The sequence below is a fragment of the Mucilaginibacter sp. P5_A4 genome (genome assembly GCF_056400605.1).
The window spans coordinates 44,196-61,055 of the sequence record NZ_JBFUKX010000019.1 but is presented as its reverse complement, the minus strand read 5'-3'; the positions used below and the strand labels follow the sequence as shown (position 1 = coordinate 61,055).

At 41.1% G+C, this 16,860-nt stretch carries 14 protein-coding genes; 9 read left to right on the top strand and 5 right to left on the bottom strand.

Going from position 1 to position 16,860, the window contains the following annotated elements; translation table 11 throughout:
• The first annotated feature begins 7 nt into the window (after positions 1-7).
• From leuB to AC1DQW_RS13550, 7 genes are all read left to right on the top strand, one after another.
• Positions 8-1,078, top strand: coding sequence for a 3-isopropylmalate dehydrogenase (leuB, locus tag AC1DQW_RS13580; RefSeq protein WP_477402894.1), 1,071 nt, complete (start codon positions 8-10; stop codon positions 1,076-1,078).
• A 120-nt stretch (positions 1,079-1,198) separates the two neighbouring features.
• Positions 1,199-1,954, top strand: coding sequence for a class I SAM-dependent methyltransferase (locus tag AC1DQW_RS13575; RefSeq protein ID WP_477454570.1), 756 nt, complete (start codon positions 1,199-1,201; stop codon positions 1,952-1,954).
• Positions 1,955-2,209: 255 nt separating this feature from the next.
• Positions 2,210-3,376 (top strand): 2-isopropylmalate synthase, encoded by a 1,167-nt coding sequence (locus AC1DQW_RS13570; protein WP_477454569.1) that lies wholly within the window; start codon positions 2,210-2,212, stop codon positions 3,374-3,376.
• A gap of 2 nt (positions 3,377-3,378) precedes the next feature.
• A complete protein-coding gene (ilvA, locus tag AC1DQW_RS13565; protein ID WP_477454568.1) occupies positions 3,379-4,629 on the top strand; it encodes a threonine ammonia-lyase IlvA in 1,251 nt (416 codons plus the stop codon).
• 707 nt (positions 4,630-5,336) lie between these two features.
• A complete protein-coding gene (locus AC1DQW_RS13560) occupies positions 5,337-6,137 on the top strand; it encodes an SLATT domain-containing protein (protein WP_477454567.1) in 801 nt (266 codons plus the stop codon).
• Positions 6,138-6,170: 33 nt separating this feature from the next.
• Positions 6,171-6,506, top strand: coding sequence for a hypothetical protein (locus tag AC1DQW_RS13555; protein ID WP_477454566.1), 336 nt, complete (start codon positions 6,171-6,173; stop codon positions 6,504-6,506).
• Positions 6,507-6,937: 431 nt separating this feature from the next.
• Positions 6,938-7,774, top strand: coding sequence for a hypothetical protein (locus tag AC1DQW_RS13550; RefSeq protein WP_477454565.1), 837 nt, complete (start codon positions 6,938-6,940; stop codon positions 7,772-7,774).
• 192 nt (positions 7,775-7,966) lie between these two features.
• On the opposite strand, the gene AC1DQW_RS13545 is transcribed toward AC1DQW_RS13550, so the two are convergent.
• The gene (locus AC1DQW_RS13545) at positions 7,967-8,383 is read right to left on the bottom strand and encodes a hypothetical protein (protein ID WP_477454564.1); all 417 of its coding nucleotides are present in this window, start codon (positions 8,381-8,383) and stop codon (positions 7,967-7,969) included.
• 752 nt (positions 8,384-9,135) lie between these two features.
• Between AC1DQW_RS13545 and AC1DQW_RS13540 the strand changes: the two genes are divergently transcribed.
• Together AC1DQW_RS13540 and AC1DQW_RS13535 are read left to right on the top strand one after the other, a co-directional pair.
• The gene (locus AC1DQW_RS13540) at positions 9,136-9,624 is read left to right on the top strand and encodes a YybH family protein (protein WP_477454563.1); all 489 of its coding nucleotides are present in this window, start codon (positions 9,136-9,138) and stop codon (positions 9,622-9,624) included.
• Positions 9,625-10,623: 999 nt separating this feature from the next.
• A complete protein-coding gene (locus tag AC1DQW_RS13535; protein WP_477454562.1) occupies positions 10,624-11,289 on the top strand; it encodes a DNA alkylation repair protein in 666 nt (221 codons plus the stop codon).
• A 77-nt stretch (positions 11,290-11,366) separates the two neighbouring features.
• Here the strand turns inward: AC1DQW_RS13535 and AC1DQW_RS13530 are convergent, their stop codons facing one another.
• From AC1DQW_RS13530 to AC1DQW_RS13515, 4 genes are all read right to left on the bottom strand, one after another.
• The gene (locus AC1DQW_RS13530; protein WP_477454561.1) at positions 11,367-12,734 is read right to left on the bottom strand and encodes a right-handed parallel beta-helix repeat-containing protein; all 1,368 of its coding nucleotides are present in this window, start codon (positions 12,732-12,734) and stop codon (positions 11,367-11,369) included.
• A gap of 479 nt (positions 12,735-13,213) precedes the next feature.
• Positions 13,214-14,347 (bottom strand): reverse transcriptase family protein, encoded by a 1,134-nt coding sequence (locus tag AC1DQW_RS13525; protein ID WP_477454560.1) that lies wholly within the window; start codon positions 14,345-14,347, stop codon positions 13,214-13,216.
• Between the two features lie 207 nt (positions 14,348-14,554).
• Positions 14,555-15,823 carry a phosphoribosyltransferase-like protein gene (locus AC1DQW_RS13520; protein WP_477454559.1) on the bottom strand — a complete coding sequence of 423 codons (1,269 nt, stop codon included), beginning with the start codon at positions 15,821-15,823 and terminating at the stop codon, positions 14,555-14,557.
• A 212-nt stretch (positions 15,824-16,035) separates the two neighbouring features.
• Positions 16,036-16,296, bottom strand: a complete 261-nt coding sequence (locus AC1DQW_RS13515; protein ID WP_477454558.1) for a hypothetical protein — start codon at positions 16,294-16,296, stop codon at positions 16,036-16,038.
• Positions 16,297-16,860 lie beyond the last annotated feature (564 nt).

Genomic DNA, 16,860 nt, shown 5'->3' with positions numbered 1-16,860 from the left:
GGGGCGCATGAAAAAACACATTTTAGTAATACCCGGCGACGGGATAGGTCCCGAGGTTACCACCTGGGGTAAAGCAGTTTTAGAGAAAATCGGTCGGGATTTTGGTCATGAGTTTACTTTCGATGAGGCCCTGATGGGTCACGCGGGTATCGAGGCTACAGGCAATCCACTGCCCGACGAAACTTTAGCAAAAGCAAAAGCCAGTGATGCCATTTTATTTGGCGCCATCGGTCACATAAAATATGATAATGATCCATCTGCAAAGGTTCGCCCCGAGCAGGGATTATTAAAGATTCGTAAAGAACTGGGCTTGTATGCCAACCTGCGCCCCATCATGTTATTTGATGAGCTGCTGGATGCTTCAAGCCTGAAACCGGAAATTTTGAAAGGAACCGACATTCTTTTCTTCCGGGAACTTACCGGTGATGTTTACTTCGGCGAGAAAAAACGCAGCGAGGACCGCAATACAGCGTCCGACCTGATGATCTATTCACGTTACGAGGTTGAGCGCATCGCCATAAAAGCATATGAAGCTGCCATGGTACGCGGTAAAAGATTATGCTCTGTTGATAAAGCCAACGTGTTGGAGGCTTCACGCCTGTGGCGCGAGGTGGTGCAGGAGATAGCAAAAAACTATCCCGAGGTGGAAACCGAGCACATGTTTATTGATAACGCCGCCATGCAATTAGTTAAAAACCCTAAAAAGTTTGATGTGGTATTAACCGCCAACCTTTTTGGTGATATTTTAACTGATGAAGCATCGCAGATTGCGGGCTCAATGGGCATGCTGGCATCGGCATCAATTGGTGATGGTACCGGCTTTTTTGAACCTATCCATGGTTCGGCACATGATATTGCGGGCATGGATAAGGCTAACCCACTGGCATCTATATTATCCGTAGCTTTGATGTTAGAAATTAGTTTCGGCCTAAAAGACGAAGCAAAACTAATTACAACAGCTATTGATAAAACGCTGAAAGACGGTTACCGCACCGGCGATATCGCGGATGCAAATACCGATAAAAGCAAAATTTTAGGCACTAAGGCTATGGGGCAAAAAGTGCTGGAATATTTGTAGCCCCCCAGCCCCCTGAAGGGGGAGCCGGAAAACTTAAATCGGTGAAATCACGTTAAATCAGTGAAATCACCCTAAATAAAATCGGTGTAATCAAAAAACATCGGTGTAATCATAATAGATATGAAGTGGAACGCAGATTTATACGACCAGAAACATTCTTTTGTATTTCAATACGGGGAGGATGTATTGGCTTTGCTGGATGTTAAACCCGGCGAGCATATTCTTGATATAGGTTGCGGCACGGGCCATTTAACCAAGCAGATACAGGATAAAGGTGCGATAGTAAAAGGCACCGATTCTTCGCCCGAAATGATAGCCCAGGCAAAAACTTTATTCCCTGGCGTTGATTTCGCGGTAGAAAATGCTGCCGATTTTTTTACCGAAGAAAAGTATGATGCCGTATTCAGCAACGCGGCCCTGCATTGGGTATTGGATGCCAACGGTGCTATCAAAAGCATTTATAATGCCTTGAAACCCGGCGGCCGCTTTGTTGCCGAAATGGGCGGCAAAGGCAACGTTGCAAAATTATTGGAAGCCATCCGTTTAGTACTGCAAAACCATGGCTACTACCAAAAAGCCGATACCAAAGTGTGGTTCTTCCCATCAACCGGCGAATACGCCAAAATGCTGGAAGAACATGGCTTCAGGGTAACCTTTACATCCCATTATGACCGTAAAACGCCGCTTGAGGATGGCGACCAGGGTGTAGCCAAATGGGTAACCATGTTTGGTGCACAATTTTTGGAAGGCATCCCCGAAGACGAACAAGAGCAAATATTAAAAGAAATAACCCGCAAACTTAAACCCTACTATAACGAAGGCGGCCAATGGTACGCCGATTATAAAAGGCTTCGTTTTGTGGCAGTGAAAGAATAGATATGAGATGTGAGATTTGAGATATGAGATTTTTTTTCTATCTTAACTCAGATGTGAGATTTAAGATATGAGACGTGAGATCTCTCCTTAAATTCAAACTTCTATCTCAATAATAAATTAATAAATACAAAATCAGATAAAACTGACGCAACGTATGAGTCTCAAATCTCATATCTCACGTCTCAAATCTAAAATAAAAACTGATGAAAGAGATGAGTCTCAAATCTCATATCTCAAATCTAAAATCTAAATAATATGTTACATGATCCCAACCGCGTTTATGTTTTTGATACCACGCTTCGCGACGGCGAGCAGGTACCAGGCTGCCAGTTAACCACTCCCGAAAAGATTGAGATAGCTAAAGAACTGGAACTACTGGGCGTGGATATTATTGAAGCCGGTTTCCCGGTTTCAAGTCCGGGAGATTTTCAGAGCGTTGTCGAGATTTCCAAGGCTGTTAAAAACCCTACCGTTTGCGCCTTAACCCGTGCCAACAAAGGTGATATTGATGCTGCTGTCGAATCATTAAAATATGCCAAATATCCACGGATCCATACCGGTATCGGCTCATCAGATATGCACATCAAACATAAATTCAACAGCACCCGCGAGGAGATTCTGGAGCGCGCCGTTGAAGCAGTGAAATATGCAAAAAAATCTGTTGAAGATATCGAGTTTTATGCCGAAGATGCCGGCCGTGCCGATGTGGTGTTTTTAGCGCAAATGGTTGAGGCCGTTATTGCCGCCGGCGCCACCGTGGTTAATATCCCCGATACCAATGGTTATTGCCTGCCAGATCAGTACGGCAGCAAAATCCGTTTTTTGAAAGAGAACGTTAAAAATATTGATAAAGCCATCATCTCGGTACATTGCCATAACGATTTGGGCCTGGCAACTGCCAACTCCATAGCCGGCTTACAAAACGGCGCCCGCCAGATTGAAGGTACCATTAACGGCATTGGCGAACGTGCGGGCAATACAGCTATCGAAGAAGTGGTGATGATTTTGAAAGTACACCAGGTGCTGGGCCTGCATACCCATATCGATGCTAAAAAATTCTTCGAACTTAGCCATATGATCAGTACGCAGATGCGGATGCCGGTGCAGCCTAATAAAGCCATTGTGGGTCATAATGCCTTTGCACACAGCTCGGGCATCCACCAGGATGGTTTCCTGAAAATGCGCGAAAATTACGAAATCATTCGCCCTGAAGATGTAGGCTTTCCGAGCGCCACAATAGTGCTAACCGCGCGCAGCGGCAGGCATGCTCTGAAGTTCCATTTGGAACGCCTGGGTTTCACCTTAGATAAAGTAGAGCTGGCCCTGGTATACAGTAAATTTTTAACGCTTGCCGATGCCAAGCTTAATATAAACGATGAAGACCTGCAGGGCTTAATGGCCCACAGGCTGGTAAAAAATTAATAATGGAAACCGAAACTAAAAACCTGCTCGATTTCGATTCGGCATACGAACGACTGAAAGGGGTTGTTAAACGCACACCACTGGAGTACAACGCCGGATTATCGGCAAAGTACGAGTGCGAAATATATTTAAAACGTGAGGACCTGCAAATTGTACGCTCGTACAAATTACGCGGTGCCTACAACATGATAAGTCAGCTAACCCAGGACCAGCTCGACCGCGGCGTAGTTTGCGCCAGCGCCGGTAACCACGCGCAAGGTGTAGCTTTTAGCTGTAGCCGCCTGGGTACCAAAGGCGTAATTTTTATGCCCGAAATTACCCCGAAGCAAAAGGTTACCCAAACAGAAATGCACGGCAAAGGCAATATCGAGATCATTTTAACCGGTGATACTTTTGACGATTGCCTGCGCGAGGCTTTGATATATACCGAAGCCCACCAGATGACCTTTATCCCTCCTTTTGATAATTACCGCATCATTGAAGGCCAGGGAACAGTGGGCGTTGAGATTTTACAGGACCTGCCCGACATCGAAGCCATCATTATGCCCATAGGCGGTGGCGGCCTGGCAGCCGGAACCGGAAGCTACCTTAAACAAAACGTACCCGGCATTCACCTTATTGGTGTTGAGCCCGAAGGCGCCCCATCCATGCTGCAGGCTTTGGAGCAGGGCGGCCCCGTTGCACTTAAAGAAATTAACCGTTTTGTAGATGGCGCGGCCGTAAAATGTGTAGGCAAGCTCACCTACAACCTGTGCCGCGAAGTATTGGACGAAATGCTGCTGGTACCCGAAGGTAAAGTTTGTACCACCATACTAAAACTGTACAATGAGGATGCCATTGTAGTTGAACCCGCAGGCGCCCTATCCGTAGCGGTACTTGATGCCTGTAAGGATAAAATAAAAGGCAAAAAGGTAGTTTGCGTTATCAGCGGTGGTAACAATGATATTGCCCGCATGCAGGAGATCAAAGAAAAATCGCTGCTGTACGAAGGGTTGAAACATTACTTCATCGTTCGTTTTCCGCAACGCCCGGGAGCGTTAAAGTTGTTTGTAAATAACGTGTTAGGTCCGCATGATGATATTACCCGTTTCGAGTTCATCAAAAAAACCGAAAAAGAAAACGGCCCCGCCCTGGTAGGCATCGAGCTAAAAACAGCCAGCGACTACCCCGCCCTGTTAAACCGCATGGCCGCCCACCGCTTTGAAGTAATTGAGCTGAATAAAGATCAAACGTTGTTTGAGTATTTGGTGTAGGTTTGAGGTGAGGGGTGAGTAGTGAGTAGTGAAAGGTGAATGGTGAATAACGAAAGGTGAATGGTGAAAAGGGCCGGTCATGCTGAGCCTGTCGAAGCACGCGGGCAAGGGCCTCGCCGCCATGTATAACCGCCATGCTTCACCCACCCGTCATTGCGAGAGGAACGAACCAATCACCAACTTACAGAGCAACGCTGCAAATCCGGGATCACCTCCCTCACCGACATTGCGAGGAACGAAACAATCCCCGACTATGCGCCACAGCACATCGGTTACCCCAAATAAAAAAGCCTCCCGAAGCCAAAAACTCCGGGAGGCTTTTGTTTATCGCCATCATCCTCCCCCCAAGTCATGCTGTCCGCTGGCCAGCGGATCAGCACCCCACAGGACAATTCCCCAACATGCAAATCCTTTTGACTTTTGAATTTTAACTTTTGAATTTAAAAACTGCGGGCCGGGTTTTACGTCTACACAGGATAGAGGCACTCGAAATTGGTTTACAATCAAACGAAAACACCTGACTGGCTGAGACCTCAAATCTAAATTTCGTTCAATTTTGGAAAATTGGGGCTATAAATAAGTCGAACCAAACAAAGATATAGTGAAAATTAATTTATAATTTTATTGAAGACTATTTTTAATAAGCATTCTAAATACTTAAGTTTATTGAATTAAAAGTTGCCTAACCTTATTAAACAAAGATTACCATGCCTGACCCACTGAAAAAGCCACTCGATGATGCCTTTGTAAAGGTTATTGTAGGTGTTAATGCAACGGCACAATGGTACGCAGATAAAAAAAGCAAGCAAAGTAACTGGTCGCAATCAATTCGTTTTTTATCCATCATACTGATAGGGCTTGGCGGAATATTTCCTTTAATTGGCAAGATCGAATCTGAAAAAACAATAATTGTCGATTTTACAAATTGGGGCTATGTAACCATTGCCGCCGCCGGAACTTTATTATTTCTGGATAGATTTTTTGGCTTCTCGTCAGCATGGATCAGATATGTTACTACTGAACTGGAAATACGAAAACAAATAAGGGAGTTTGAAATATCGTGGCAAATTGAAATGGCTAAAATTGATTTATGCCTCATTGAGCTTACCTGCGATAAGATGGTACAACTGCTTACTATGCTAAAAGATTTTTCGACAGTGATTGATGAACTGGTAAAGCAAGAAACCACTAATTGGGCTACAGAGTTTCAAAATAATATTTCCGAGCTGCAAAAAATGGCGAGCGCTAAACTATCTGAACTAAAGCCGGGCTCTGTTAAAATAGTGATGAAAAATGCAGCGAAATATAAAAAGATAACCATAAAGGTTGACAATATAGAGCGTAAAATAATTGTAGGAGCCGAAGCCCTGATTGATAACATTAGCCCTGGTTCGCATACCATACTTGCCGAGGGCGAGCCTATTTTAGCAGGGGTAAATAATTTGATCACATCGGTAATTACTGTTGAGGGCGGAAAATTGAATACAGTTGAAATGTCCATGCCCTAATCCCCCTTTACTTTCATTTTTAATAATAATATAATGACTTTACTGGAAATACACCAGCGGCATAAAGAGGAATTACAGCAAGAACTTGTAGATCTGTACAAAGGAAAGATAAACGCCGGCATTGGTACCGTTGGCGACTTTAAAAATAGAATATCGGAGCTTGAAAAGCAGTTTAAAGAGATAGATGAGAAAATTGACAATGAGGCATGGAGCACGTACCCGAAATCCAACAGCCTACCGATGATTTCCAGGTCATTAAAATCTTTCTTGCATCCTCTTCCGAGTTGCGAAGTGAAAGGGATCAGTTTGAGATTTTCATTAACAGGGAAAATAATAACCTCGTTAATAAAAAAATATTCCTTCGGTTAATAGTGTGGGAAGACTTTATCGATGCCTTGTCGCAAACCCGGTTACAGCAGGAATATAATAACCCTTGCTCTCTGAAGTATCCCCGCTGTTCGATTTCTGACTTCGAACGATTATGCCTGTAGTTTACAAAACCGAATTGTATGGTTAAAGCAACGGCACAAGTAGTCTGGAAACTACCTGACATATTGGTTCGAAGTCGGAGGCATTCGAACAGCGTCGGTTTATTTCTGCTAGCTTATTCACGATCAAAAATCAAAATGTTATCGCGGATCTGCCTATTTCAAATATACATTATAGAGCGAACTAAGCGAAGCTAATAATCGCGCAGGAAGGCGTAAACAGCCAATTAACCGAAGGCTATTTTTGCGCATTCTTCGCAAATACTTCCAAGATTTAAATATCTTTATCCGTACCCTATCCCAAATGACACAATGAAAATAATACTAATTGCCCTCATTGCCATATGTCAAGTTTTTATAACAATCATTCCCAACAAGTTTAAAATATCTGATAATAGGCGAAAATTCCCTAAAGACTTTACCTGGACTGGATGGGGTCTTATTATTTTATGTTCCTTGACTATGATCAGCTCTGTATGGTTATTTTTGATATCTGACAATGAACAAAACGCCTCTCAAGCCAGGTTAGATACGAAATTAAAAACGAGGGACTCACTCCATGAAGTTAGTATAAAAACATTAAGTAAAAACTATTCAATTAAGGTCGATAGCAGTTACAAAAAAAGCGAAGAGACTTTTATAACAGTCACAGCCAAATTTGGCCTGCACTATGACTCGGTTAACCAAAGGCTTGAAAAGAAAATTGATACAAGTAAAGTTGAAATTCAACCGGATCTGTCGTTGAGAAGTAGTGATGGCATGATTTTGGACTCCATCAAACGAAATACTTACTTTCTAACAATATATCTACAATCTAAGGACGCTGTTTCTAAAAATATTGATGTTAAAATGTATGTGATTGGTGAAGATAGAAGCAGCAATTTAATTCTACCCTTTAGTTATGTTAACAAAAATAAGTTGATTTCAAAAGGTCAGTGGGTTGGTATTCCTGTTCATTTTGAAGCACATGATTTGCAAATAATTAATTTGTATGTTAAAGGACATTATACAAATTATAATGGAAATAAAATCCACCAAATTGATGAATTTTATTCATGTACTACTGAAAAAAAAGGATCATTTGGCGCACCAGGAAACGCTTACGAAGCCGCATTAAGAAAATTCTTAAAGGACAATCAAGTGCTTTGATATATTATCAATCTTATCCATCGTAAGTTACTCCGCGGTTGTTGGAGTTGCTCTCCAACAACTTGCTTATCAGCCACAAACCCACTGAAACGTAAAGTAAAAAATAATTCTTTTTCTACAGTAATTGGCCTGTTGGTAACAATACCAACAGGGAGCGGGTGATTAGGCCATTAATAGATTAATTGACAATGGTTAAGTTATCGTAATTACAAGCTTAAGTTCGTAAAACCATATCCCTGCTACAATTACTAAACTGTAAGATGTAGCCCAGGCAATAGTTGACGGATAACCTGAAGGATCGTCGTGCCCGAATATTAGCGCGAAGGGTAATGCAGTGAGTACGGTACCAACTATGCTAAGCCATAACTTAGTCGCCATTATATTTAATTTCAACCTGCTGACGCCATATGTAGTAATCCAAAGGATAACGGCGCTTGGTACCGAAAGTATTAAACCATAAGGCACCGAAAGTGCAATAAAAAATAAGGTGCCAGAAAAATCGTCTGAACTCTTTGGCACAAACAAAATATCCGACAAGATGTATATTACCGGCCCTAAAACCACACTGCTAATCCACACTTTAAGTGTATAAAATAAGGTTTCCTTCATTTTAATATTTAATAAACGCATATCCACTCTCCGAAGTCTCCCCGCTGTTCAAAGCCTTCGAACGATTTACCTGTAGTTTGCAAACTACACGTAAATATAACTAAAGCAACGGCACAAGTAGTCTGGAGACTACCTTACATATTGGTTCGAAGTCGGAGGCTTCAAACAGCGCAGGAGGAACACCTATCTGCATTATTTAACAAGGCTCATCATATATGGGCCGTACCTACGGTACTCAATCATCTGCTGTTTTTTATTACCACGGTTAAAACCCGTGGCTACCATACCAGCCGAACCTACAGTTCTGTTTTATTTTGCATTTAATATCAAGAGGGCATAGTGCTGCCGCGATATAAGCCAGGCTATGGCTTTGCTCGCCGGGTTTCAACCCGGCGATTAAAATTAACAACAGCATAGAGTACTGTAGGCACGGTCCATTTTAGTAACCGATACATGTAATTATGTTGAAAATAAAAGAGAGGGTACTTAACTTATATTGTTTGCTTGAAGTTGGCAAATTAATTTAAATTATTGTTGCATAACTTAAAAGAGAGCGTTAAATTTATGTCAATCGCTGTTAAAAAATATATGAATAAAACAGCGAGTAGCGCTAAAAATCATTCATCAACTCACTGATAAATAAATATTTGCGAAAAGGGGGACTCGTTTTGCCATGTGGATAAAGGCTGGTACAGATGCTTTACCCGGCGGATAAATGGATAACATTTCTTATTTTTATTAAGGCTAAACTAATGATGGATATTAAAGCACCGCGTCTCCTTATTTTTATCTTCATGATACTTTATAGCTGTTCATCGCCCCAAAGCAATAATGTAACCGCTGATAAAGTTGCGCTGCAAAAAACCAAAATGGCCATGGGCGCCGCTTTTGCCCGCGGCGATGTGGCAGCAATAGTAGCGCTGCACCATCCGGATGTTGTTAAGTACTTTGGCGGCGACAATGTAGTTACCGGCCGGGCAGCATTGGCTAAACAATTAACGGCAATGTTTCATGCATCCAAAATGGAGCTTATTAAAAACCAAATTGAAAGCACGGAATTCAATGGTAATACAGCGATAGAAACCTGTATTTTTGCTTTCAAAGTAACCCCGGTTAATGGTGGAAAATCATCAATTGCCCGCGGCAGGTCAATGACGGTTTTCGCGAAGTATAAAGACAGCCCTTACGGATGGGTCTCTTTACGGGAGATGACCCAGGCTGCTCCCGCCGCCCCACAATAAAGGCGCCCGGATTCCCCTTTATTGGTCAATTTATATTATTGTTAATCTCCGGTAACCAAGGCTATCGGCCGCCACCCCAAATGTGGCCCCATTCGGGTAACAATTGAATAATACAGCAAATTATTTTCAAGCATCCTACCCATCCCAACGCCTTGCTGTCTGAAGTATTCCCGCCCTTGCTGTCCGACGTCTCCCCGCTGTTCGAATATCTCTGAACGATTATGCCCGTAGTTTACAAACTACCCGTAAATATAGCTAAAGCAACGGCACAAGTAGTCTGGAGAAACCTTACATATTAGTTCGAAGTCGGAGGCTTCGAACAGCGTAGAGTGCAGTGCTTTTTTGTGGTTATCCTGAAAGCTCTCGTGTTCCCTCCCCGTCGGCAGTGGAGCTTCGGGCGAAAGCGGTCAGAACCATGGTGGGCTGTGCGGCTGCAGGGCATAGGGAGTTTTTGCAGAAGTGGGCAAAGCGGGCGAGGGCAAAATAATCCCAGCCCAGGTTCTGGCCGGTTTGCGGGGTAAAGGCCTGTGCGGCAAAGAAGCATTTCTGCCGACAGCCGTTTGGTTACTTTGCGGCTTCAAAGTAACAGCGCTCCCGCGGCGATTGAGCGGGCCAATGCTTGTTGGTTACTACTTAATAACGTTAGTACCTGTACAACTACCCTGTATAGCTTCAAGATTGCCACGCAATCACTTATAATGACGCACTTGCAAATCACTGATTGTCAATGCTATTTTTCAATATAATCTATGTCATTGCGAGGCACGAAGCAATCGCATGCTATACAGGGCGGACCTGCACAGTTCGCGATTGCCGCGCTGCGCTCGCAATGACATGGTTGTTGTTGAGTCCTAAACCCTACACGTCATCCCCATTTTTTCCAGGATTATCCTGGTCGTACTTCTCAACAACATATTTTTGATTTCGAACTTTAGCTTTTTTCTTCCCAACCGCCTATATTCGAATAATCAAAACCATGCTTAATTTACCAATAATACCATGACTGTAGCAGAGATCCTTACAAAATTGGAGGCACTTGGCAACGAGAAGATGCGTGCCCATAACACAAAATTCGGGGCGCATGAAAACCAATTGGGCGTAAAGATGGGCGATATCCGCGCCCTGGCTAAAAAAATAAAGCCTAATAATGAATTCGCTAAAGCCTTATGGGAAACCGGCAATATTGAAGCAAGATTTTTGGCAACACTCATCATGGTTCCAAAGGCATTGTCTGCCGACGAAATAAACAGCATGGTACGATCCGAAACGTTTGCGCAGGTTATCGACTGGCTATATGCCAACGTGATAAAGGAGTATCCCGATAAAGAGCTATTACGCCAGCAATGGCTGTTTGCCGACCACCCCATGGCTGCCCGCTTAGGCTGGAGCCTTACCAGCGGCAGGATAGCCAGGAACCCCCAAGGATTGGATATCCCCGGCATTCTCGACCGCATCGAGACCGAAATGCCCGTTGCCCCTCCCGAAGTGCAGTGGACCATGAACACCACACTGGCGCAAATTGGCATATACCACGCCGCTTACCGCCAACGTGCATTGGATATAGGCGAACGATTGGGCATATACCGCGATTACCCCGTATCAAAAGGCTGTACCTCGCCCTTTGCCCCCATTTGGATCAACGCAATTGTGAAAAGGCAGGGCTAAGCTTAAGTAGTTTAAAGGGCAGCTTTACCAGCGATGATTCCAAATATTTAATAATTGATTTTACCGAATGGGATATATCAATACTCAGTAGCCCCAATGTCAAAAGCTCCGGCATCGGGGCGTTGGGTGCCATAATAATCAAATCCTACGCCGTATGATAAAACGTTTGCCCCGGCATTGATAAGCGGTGAAGATGATTGTAAATGGAAATTATTTGCGTTATAATTTACAAATTTACATGCGCTTACAGCCTTGCCTACATAATTATTTGAAGCTGTAAGCATAACATTACTGCTTATTTTAATTATCGGCTGTACCGATGCCGATTGGATAAAAACATTATTAATAACGGTATTCATGGGGATAGTTTCGGAATTTAGTTTGATACCGCCTAAAACTGAAGCAATAATGGTATTATTGATAAACTGGAAATTAGGGCCCGGCGTATACCTTGAATCTGCAAAAATACCATAGCCTTTTGAGTTTATGATATAGTTGTTAAATACCAGGTTATCCCCAAGCCCCAGAACAATAATGCCATTGCCGGGAGCATCCTTAACCAGGTTGTTATAGCATTTCCCCCCGGTACCTTCGCCTATTTGTATACCGTTATTTTGATAGGCCGAAAAAGGGCTTATTCCCGGCTTCCTGACCGTGTTATTATAAACTTCACATCCTAAAATGGCACTGCCAACCTGGATACCTTCGGCGCCCGTAGAGTCGGTAACGTTTTTGTATATTTTTACATTAACCATATCATTAGGCAAAACCTTACCGCAGGAAAGCGAAACGCCATCGGCATAAAACGAATTGCCGACATAAAGTCCTTCGCCGCCTGTTTTGTGAACATAGTTGTCGTGAATAATTATATTTCGCATCGTAAAGTGGCCGCGCCATGTTGCCGTATCACAAGATGGATCTGTTTTGGCCATAATACCTGCAAAGCCGCTATTACGGACTTCAACATTTGCTATTTCGAAATCTGAGCTCAGATCGTCCATCGTTATACCGATGTTGCCGCCATTTACATCAAAGCCATATTCGATATTCGGATCGCCATTTCCCAGCATCTTAAAATACCGGCAGTTTTGTGTTTTAAACCCGTATGAAGCTGTAACAGATGTAGAAAAGGTTACTTTACCGCCCTTGTTAATAATAACAATGGGGGCAGCCGCAGTTCCTTTAAAGTTTTTAAGCAGCAACGCGCCTCTTGTTCCGGCCGGGATGCACACGATAGAACCTGCAGGTAAATTAGTTCCGTCGACCATCCACTCAGAGGGCTGAACCGTATACGTGCAATCGGTGGTAGCTAAGGTCGAAAATTTGCCATTTGTAACCGTGGGCGGGCTTAGCGTCTGGTCAATTTTATTTTTGGTACACATCGCAAACGATGATAAAACTAATACACCGGCGATGGTGCGCATCAGGTAACCTATATTTTCCATGTATAAATGTATTGGAGCGTTAAATATGACAGATTCAAAGAATCGCCACATACCAGGCTTTCAAAATAAAGCTGTTATACGTTGTTTTTGGAATATAGTTACCGAGGGGCTGGAGGTTCCCAAAATCCGAAATCAAAAATCCCAATTCCGAAATGGCTTCAGGTCACCCATCGCTCAAAAGGTAATTGTCTGAACCGGAATTCACAGAATTAAAGAATTAACAGAATGCATAGCGAAACATTTTATACCCTCCAGGGAACCCAGGCGGGAGGACGTCGAAAGCTCTTGTGTTCCCTTCCCGTCGGCAGAGCAGCTTCGGGCGAAAACGGGCAGAACGATGCGGGGCTGTGCGGCTGCAGGGCATAGGGAGTTTTTGCAGAAGTGGGCAAAGCGGGTTGTTCGATTTATCTCCTTAGTTGTGCAACGGCCACGGCACGTGTACACCAGCGGCGAAGTCCGAAAAGCCGCAACTTGAAATTTTAAGAAATTACATCTAATGATTCGTCTATTAGCCAATTGATTTTTTCAAACTCTTTAAACATCTTTAATCCATTTATTTTATCAATCGAATAAATAAAGGATATCTTACCTATTAACCAGTCCTGAAATCCATAGTGCTGTCTTCCATTTTGATCGTTAGTATTAGCTAAATGCTTCAAATGGTTGATTGGTCCATATTTTTTACAATAATATAAATGTTTAAAAATTTCTTTCCTCTCATGTTTAGAAACATTCGTTCCATGTGTGACGGTCAATCCTGTAACATACTGTTTCATGCCCCTTTTATAAAACTTTACTTTCGACTGATTTATAAAAAAACCTTCATCATGAATAATTTTTTGAATGATGTTTAAATTCGGAAATTCGCCTTCATTTGTAATGGAAAACGTAAGATCATCCGCATACCGAGTATATCGAAATCCTAATGCTCGTGATAAACTTATAAATCGCTCATCCATTCTTGAAGCAATAATATTCGCTAAAGCAGGACTCGTGGGAGCTCCCTGTGGCAGCACATTAGGATTAGTTTTTTCAAAATGTTTTAATTTCGATATTCCAGTTTCATTTACAAAGGCCCAATAACTTTTTTTATGTCTTGATGTGCATATTTTTGCCAAATCATATGCGAGATTCTCAATATATCCAAGTGATTTAAATACTCCAAAAACTCTTTTATCAGTGATTGTGTCAAAAAATCTTAGTAAGTCCACTTTATATATCGCTTTGGCATTCTCATGGACGATTGCATTTTTCAAAATAGAAAAGCCGGGCCTAAAGCCGGTACATGCATCTGACAGATGAACTTGTTGAAGAATGTTATAATTAATCCATCGCTGTACATATTTTAGCTTTTCATTTGGCACCATTATTTCTCTGACACCAGTTCCTGATTTTTTGCTTAAATTAAAATAAGTATAATTATATGATTCTATCAGATTTGATAAGATATCCGAAGGTATATTGAGATGAATAGCTAAATGAATAGTTGAAAAAATAACGGGTAACTTTTTTTGATCTAATTTTTTTGCATAGTCAATAGTAACATCTAAATATTCTTGCGTATGATTTTGTTCCAAAGCATTTTTTCGAAACTCTTCAAAATTAAAGGGCATAATGAATTACTTTTTCCGGTTTACCGGTCTATTATGAATATACATGAATGTTAAACTCATAGTGTATTTTGAAAGCTTGAGTTTTGTTTTTCCTTCCTTTAAAAAACAAATTACAAAAAACAAAAATTAAGCTTTTAAAATGTTGTTAAGTGACTTTAGTATCTCTCAGCCAACTTGCCCGAGAGTAATTATCAATATGCTAATTCATTATGCTTGACCCTTAAATTGCTTTGGAACGAAAATTAAGTTTTTTAATTCAAAATTTTCCCTTTTTTTCGATCTAAATGTCTGCTTATTTGCATTTTTAAGTAACGTTGTAACGAACACATTACCGGCATAAGTCAATGTGTTATCCTTATCGATTAATTTTTTTTCGATGCCATAATTAAAAATCGACTGTAATTCTGACATTGTTATACCTATGATTTGACATATTAATATTTTATCGTATTTTCTTGAAAGCAAGCACATTACAGTTACCAAAGAGTGATCTGATCTTGAGTTATACGTATATGTTCTATCTCCAATCGTTAAACTTTCATCGTCATAAAGGTCTAATTTCAGCATTTTCATTACCCCTATATAAAATGCCACACTTTTTTTTATTTCTTTGGCTTGTTTTATTTTATCATTTGCAAGCCGTGGAAATATTGGATGCCATTTATCTCCAGACCATATTATAGGAATAGTGTTATTGGGAGGACCGTAGTCAAATGAGACAAGTGCTTCAGACATTCCATAACCAAGAGGGTAAAATATTTCTTTCCCTTCTCTTTTAAGAATTACTAGCTTTTGGCCATACTTTAATGCCAATGCCCGCATTTTTCGAGGCCCGTGCGAAATGATAAATGGTGAGTTTTTTTGACAAAAAGCATTGAATCTTACCTCCGCAAAAACCCTTAATTCTGGAATTTTAAAACTTAATAAAACAGTAGCTCTATTCATTACAATTGCGGCCAATAAATAACATTCATAATATATATTAGAATTATTTCCCATAAAAACATCAATATGATGTTCTTTGTAAGCAGTTAAAAATGAGTCTCCAGTTCCGATAAAATCATCTATAAACACAAGGACCGTCTCTTTTTGATACTTATAATCTTTAAAATCTCTAGTTATATCAATTTTTCCTTTTTTTTTCATATCTTGAAAAATCATCGTTTTAGAAATTAAGTAGGCTATTATATCATTGCTCTTTACATATTTAGCAAATGGGATTAACAACATTTTCTGATTTTCAGGAATTGTCTTATTTAATAGTGATAGCTGCTCGGTTAACCTCAATTGAAGTTCATTTAATGTGATAAATTCAAAAAACATTAAAAAATCAATCGCATAGTCAACTTCACTTTCTTCAAAGTTTTCTAGCCATTTTATTATATTACCTATATAACTGGAATATTTTATTTTAGGAAGTACATATTCAATTTTCCGGACATTTTCCGGGGTAAAAGAAAATTTATGTTGGGACATGGTTTAATTATTATGTCTAAATATAATATATAGTTTGAACTTTGTTGCGGTGAATATTAAGGCGTTTTTTGTTGAATTGATACAATACCGCCTTGCTTAGCGCAAGTCTTGAGTGGTCGCCCGGTGGGCGGATGACTTGTGATTTATTTAGAAAAAAATTCCGATCTCCATCAATATAATTACCCGCACTTCGCACGGTCCTGAGCACTACGTCAGGCCGGTATTGTAAACTGATAATTACAATTTTTACAAGTGCAATCATTGGTCTTTCGTACAGCACCTATAAAGGTGTGTAATCCACCATATACAATAAATGGCAATGACAATAAGCTTAGACCGCTTCCATCGCCCAGCCCGATACCCAATAGTACAAGACCAACTACATCGGCAATTATGCCTTTATATAAATGTTCTTGTTTAGCTATTAATTTAACAAAGTATGCTTTACAGTTGGGGCATTGGATTTGACTCATGATAATGGTTTAAGAGCAGCTAATATAATAATTTACTTTGGGCCTTATAAATGCTTACCCTTGCTATCTGAAGTCTCCCCGCTGTTCGAATGTCTCTGACCTCGAACGATTATGCCTGTAGTTTGCAAAACCGGTATATATAGCTAAGGCTGCGGCAACAAGTAGTCTGGAGACTACCTGACATATTAGTTCGAAGTCGGAGGCTTCGAACAGCGCAATGCGTGTTTGCATAACCGCGAGGCCCGGCTTTACAAACACGAACCCCACTCCCCGCAACCCGCTCCCCAAAAAAAACCAAACCCACTTCCATAAACCTCAACATTTGTTGATATTTATTGATTTTTACCAATAGATGCCGGTAATACTAAGGCATTTAAGCATTAAAATAGATGCTGTAGATTTTATAGTGTAAACCTATTTCAGGACAAGACACAAGACATTATTCAAAAGCGAAAAAACGTAACAATTTGATAATCAATACAAATGGCGTTCCATGCTATATTTTGATAAAATCTAAAGAACTGATAATCAGCACGAATGCGTTCCAGACCGTTCCATGCGTAC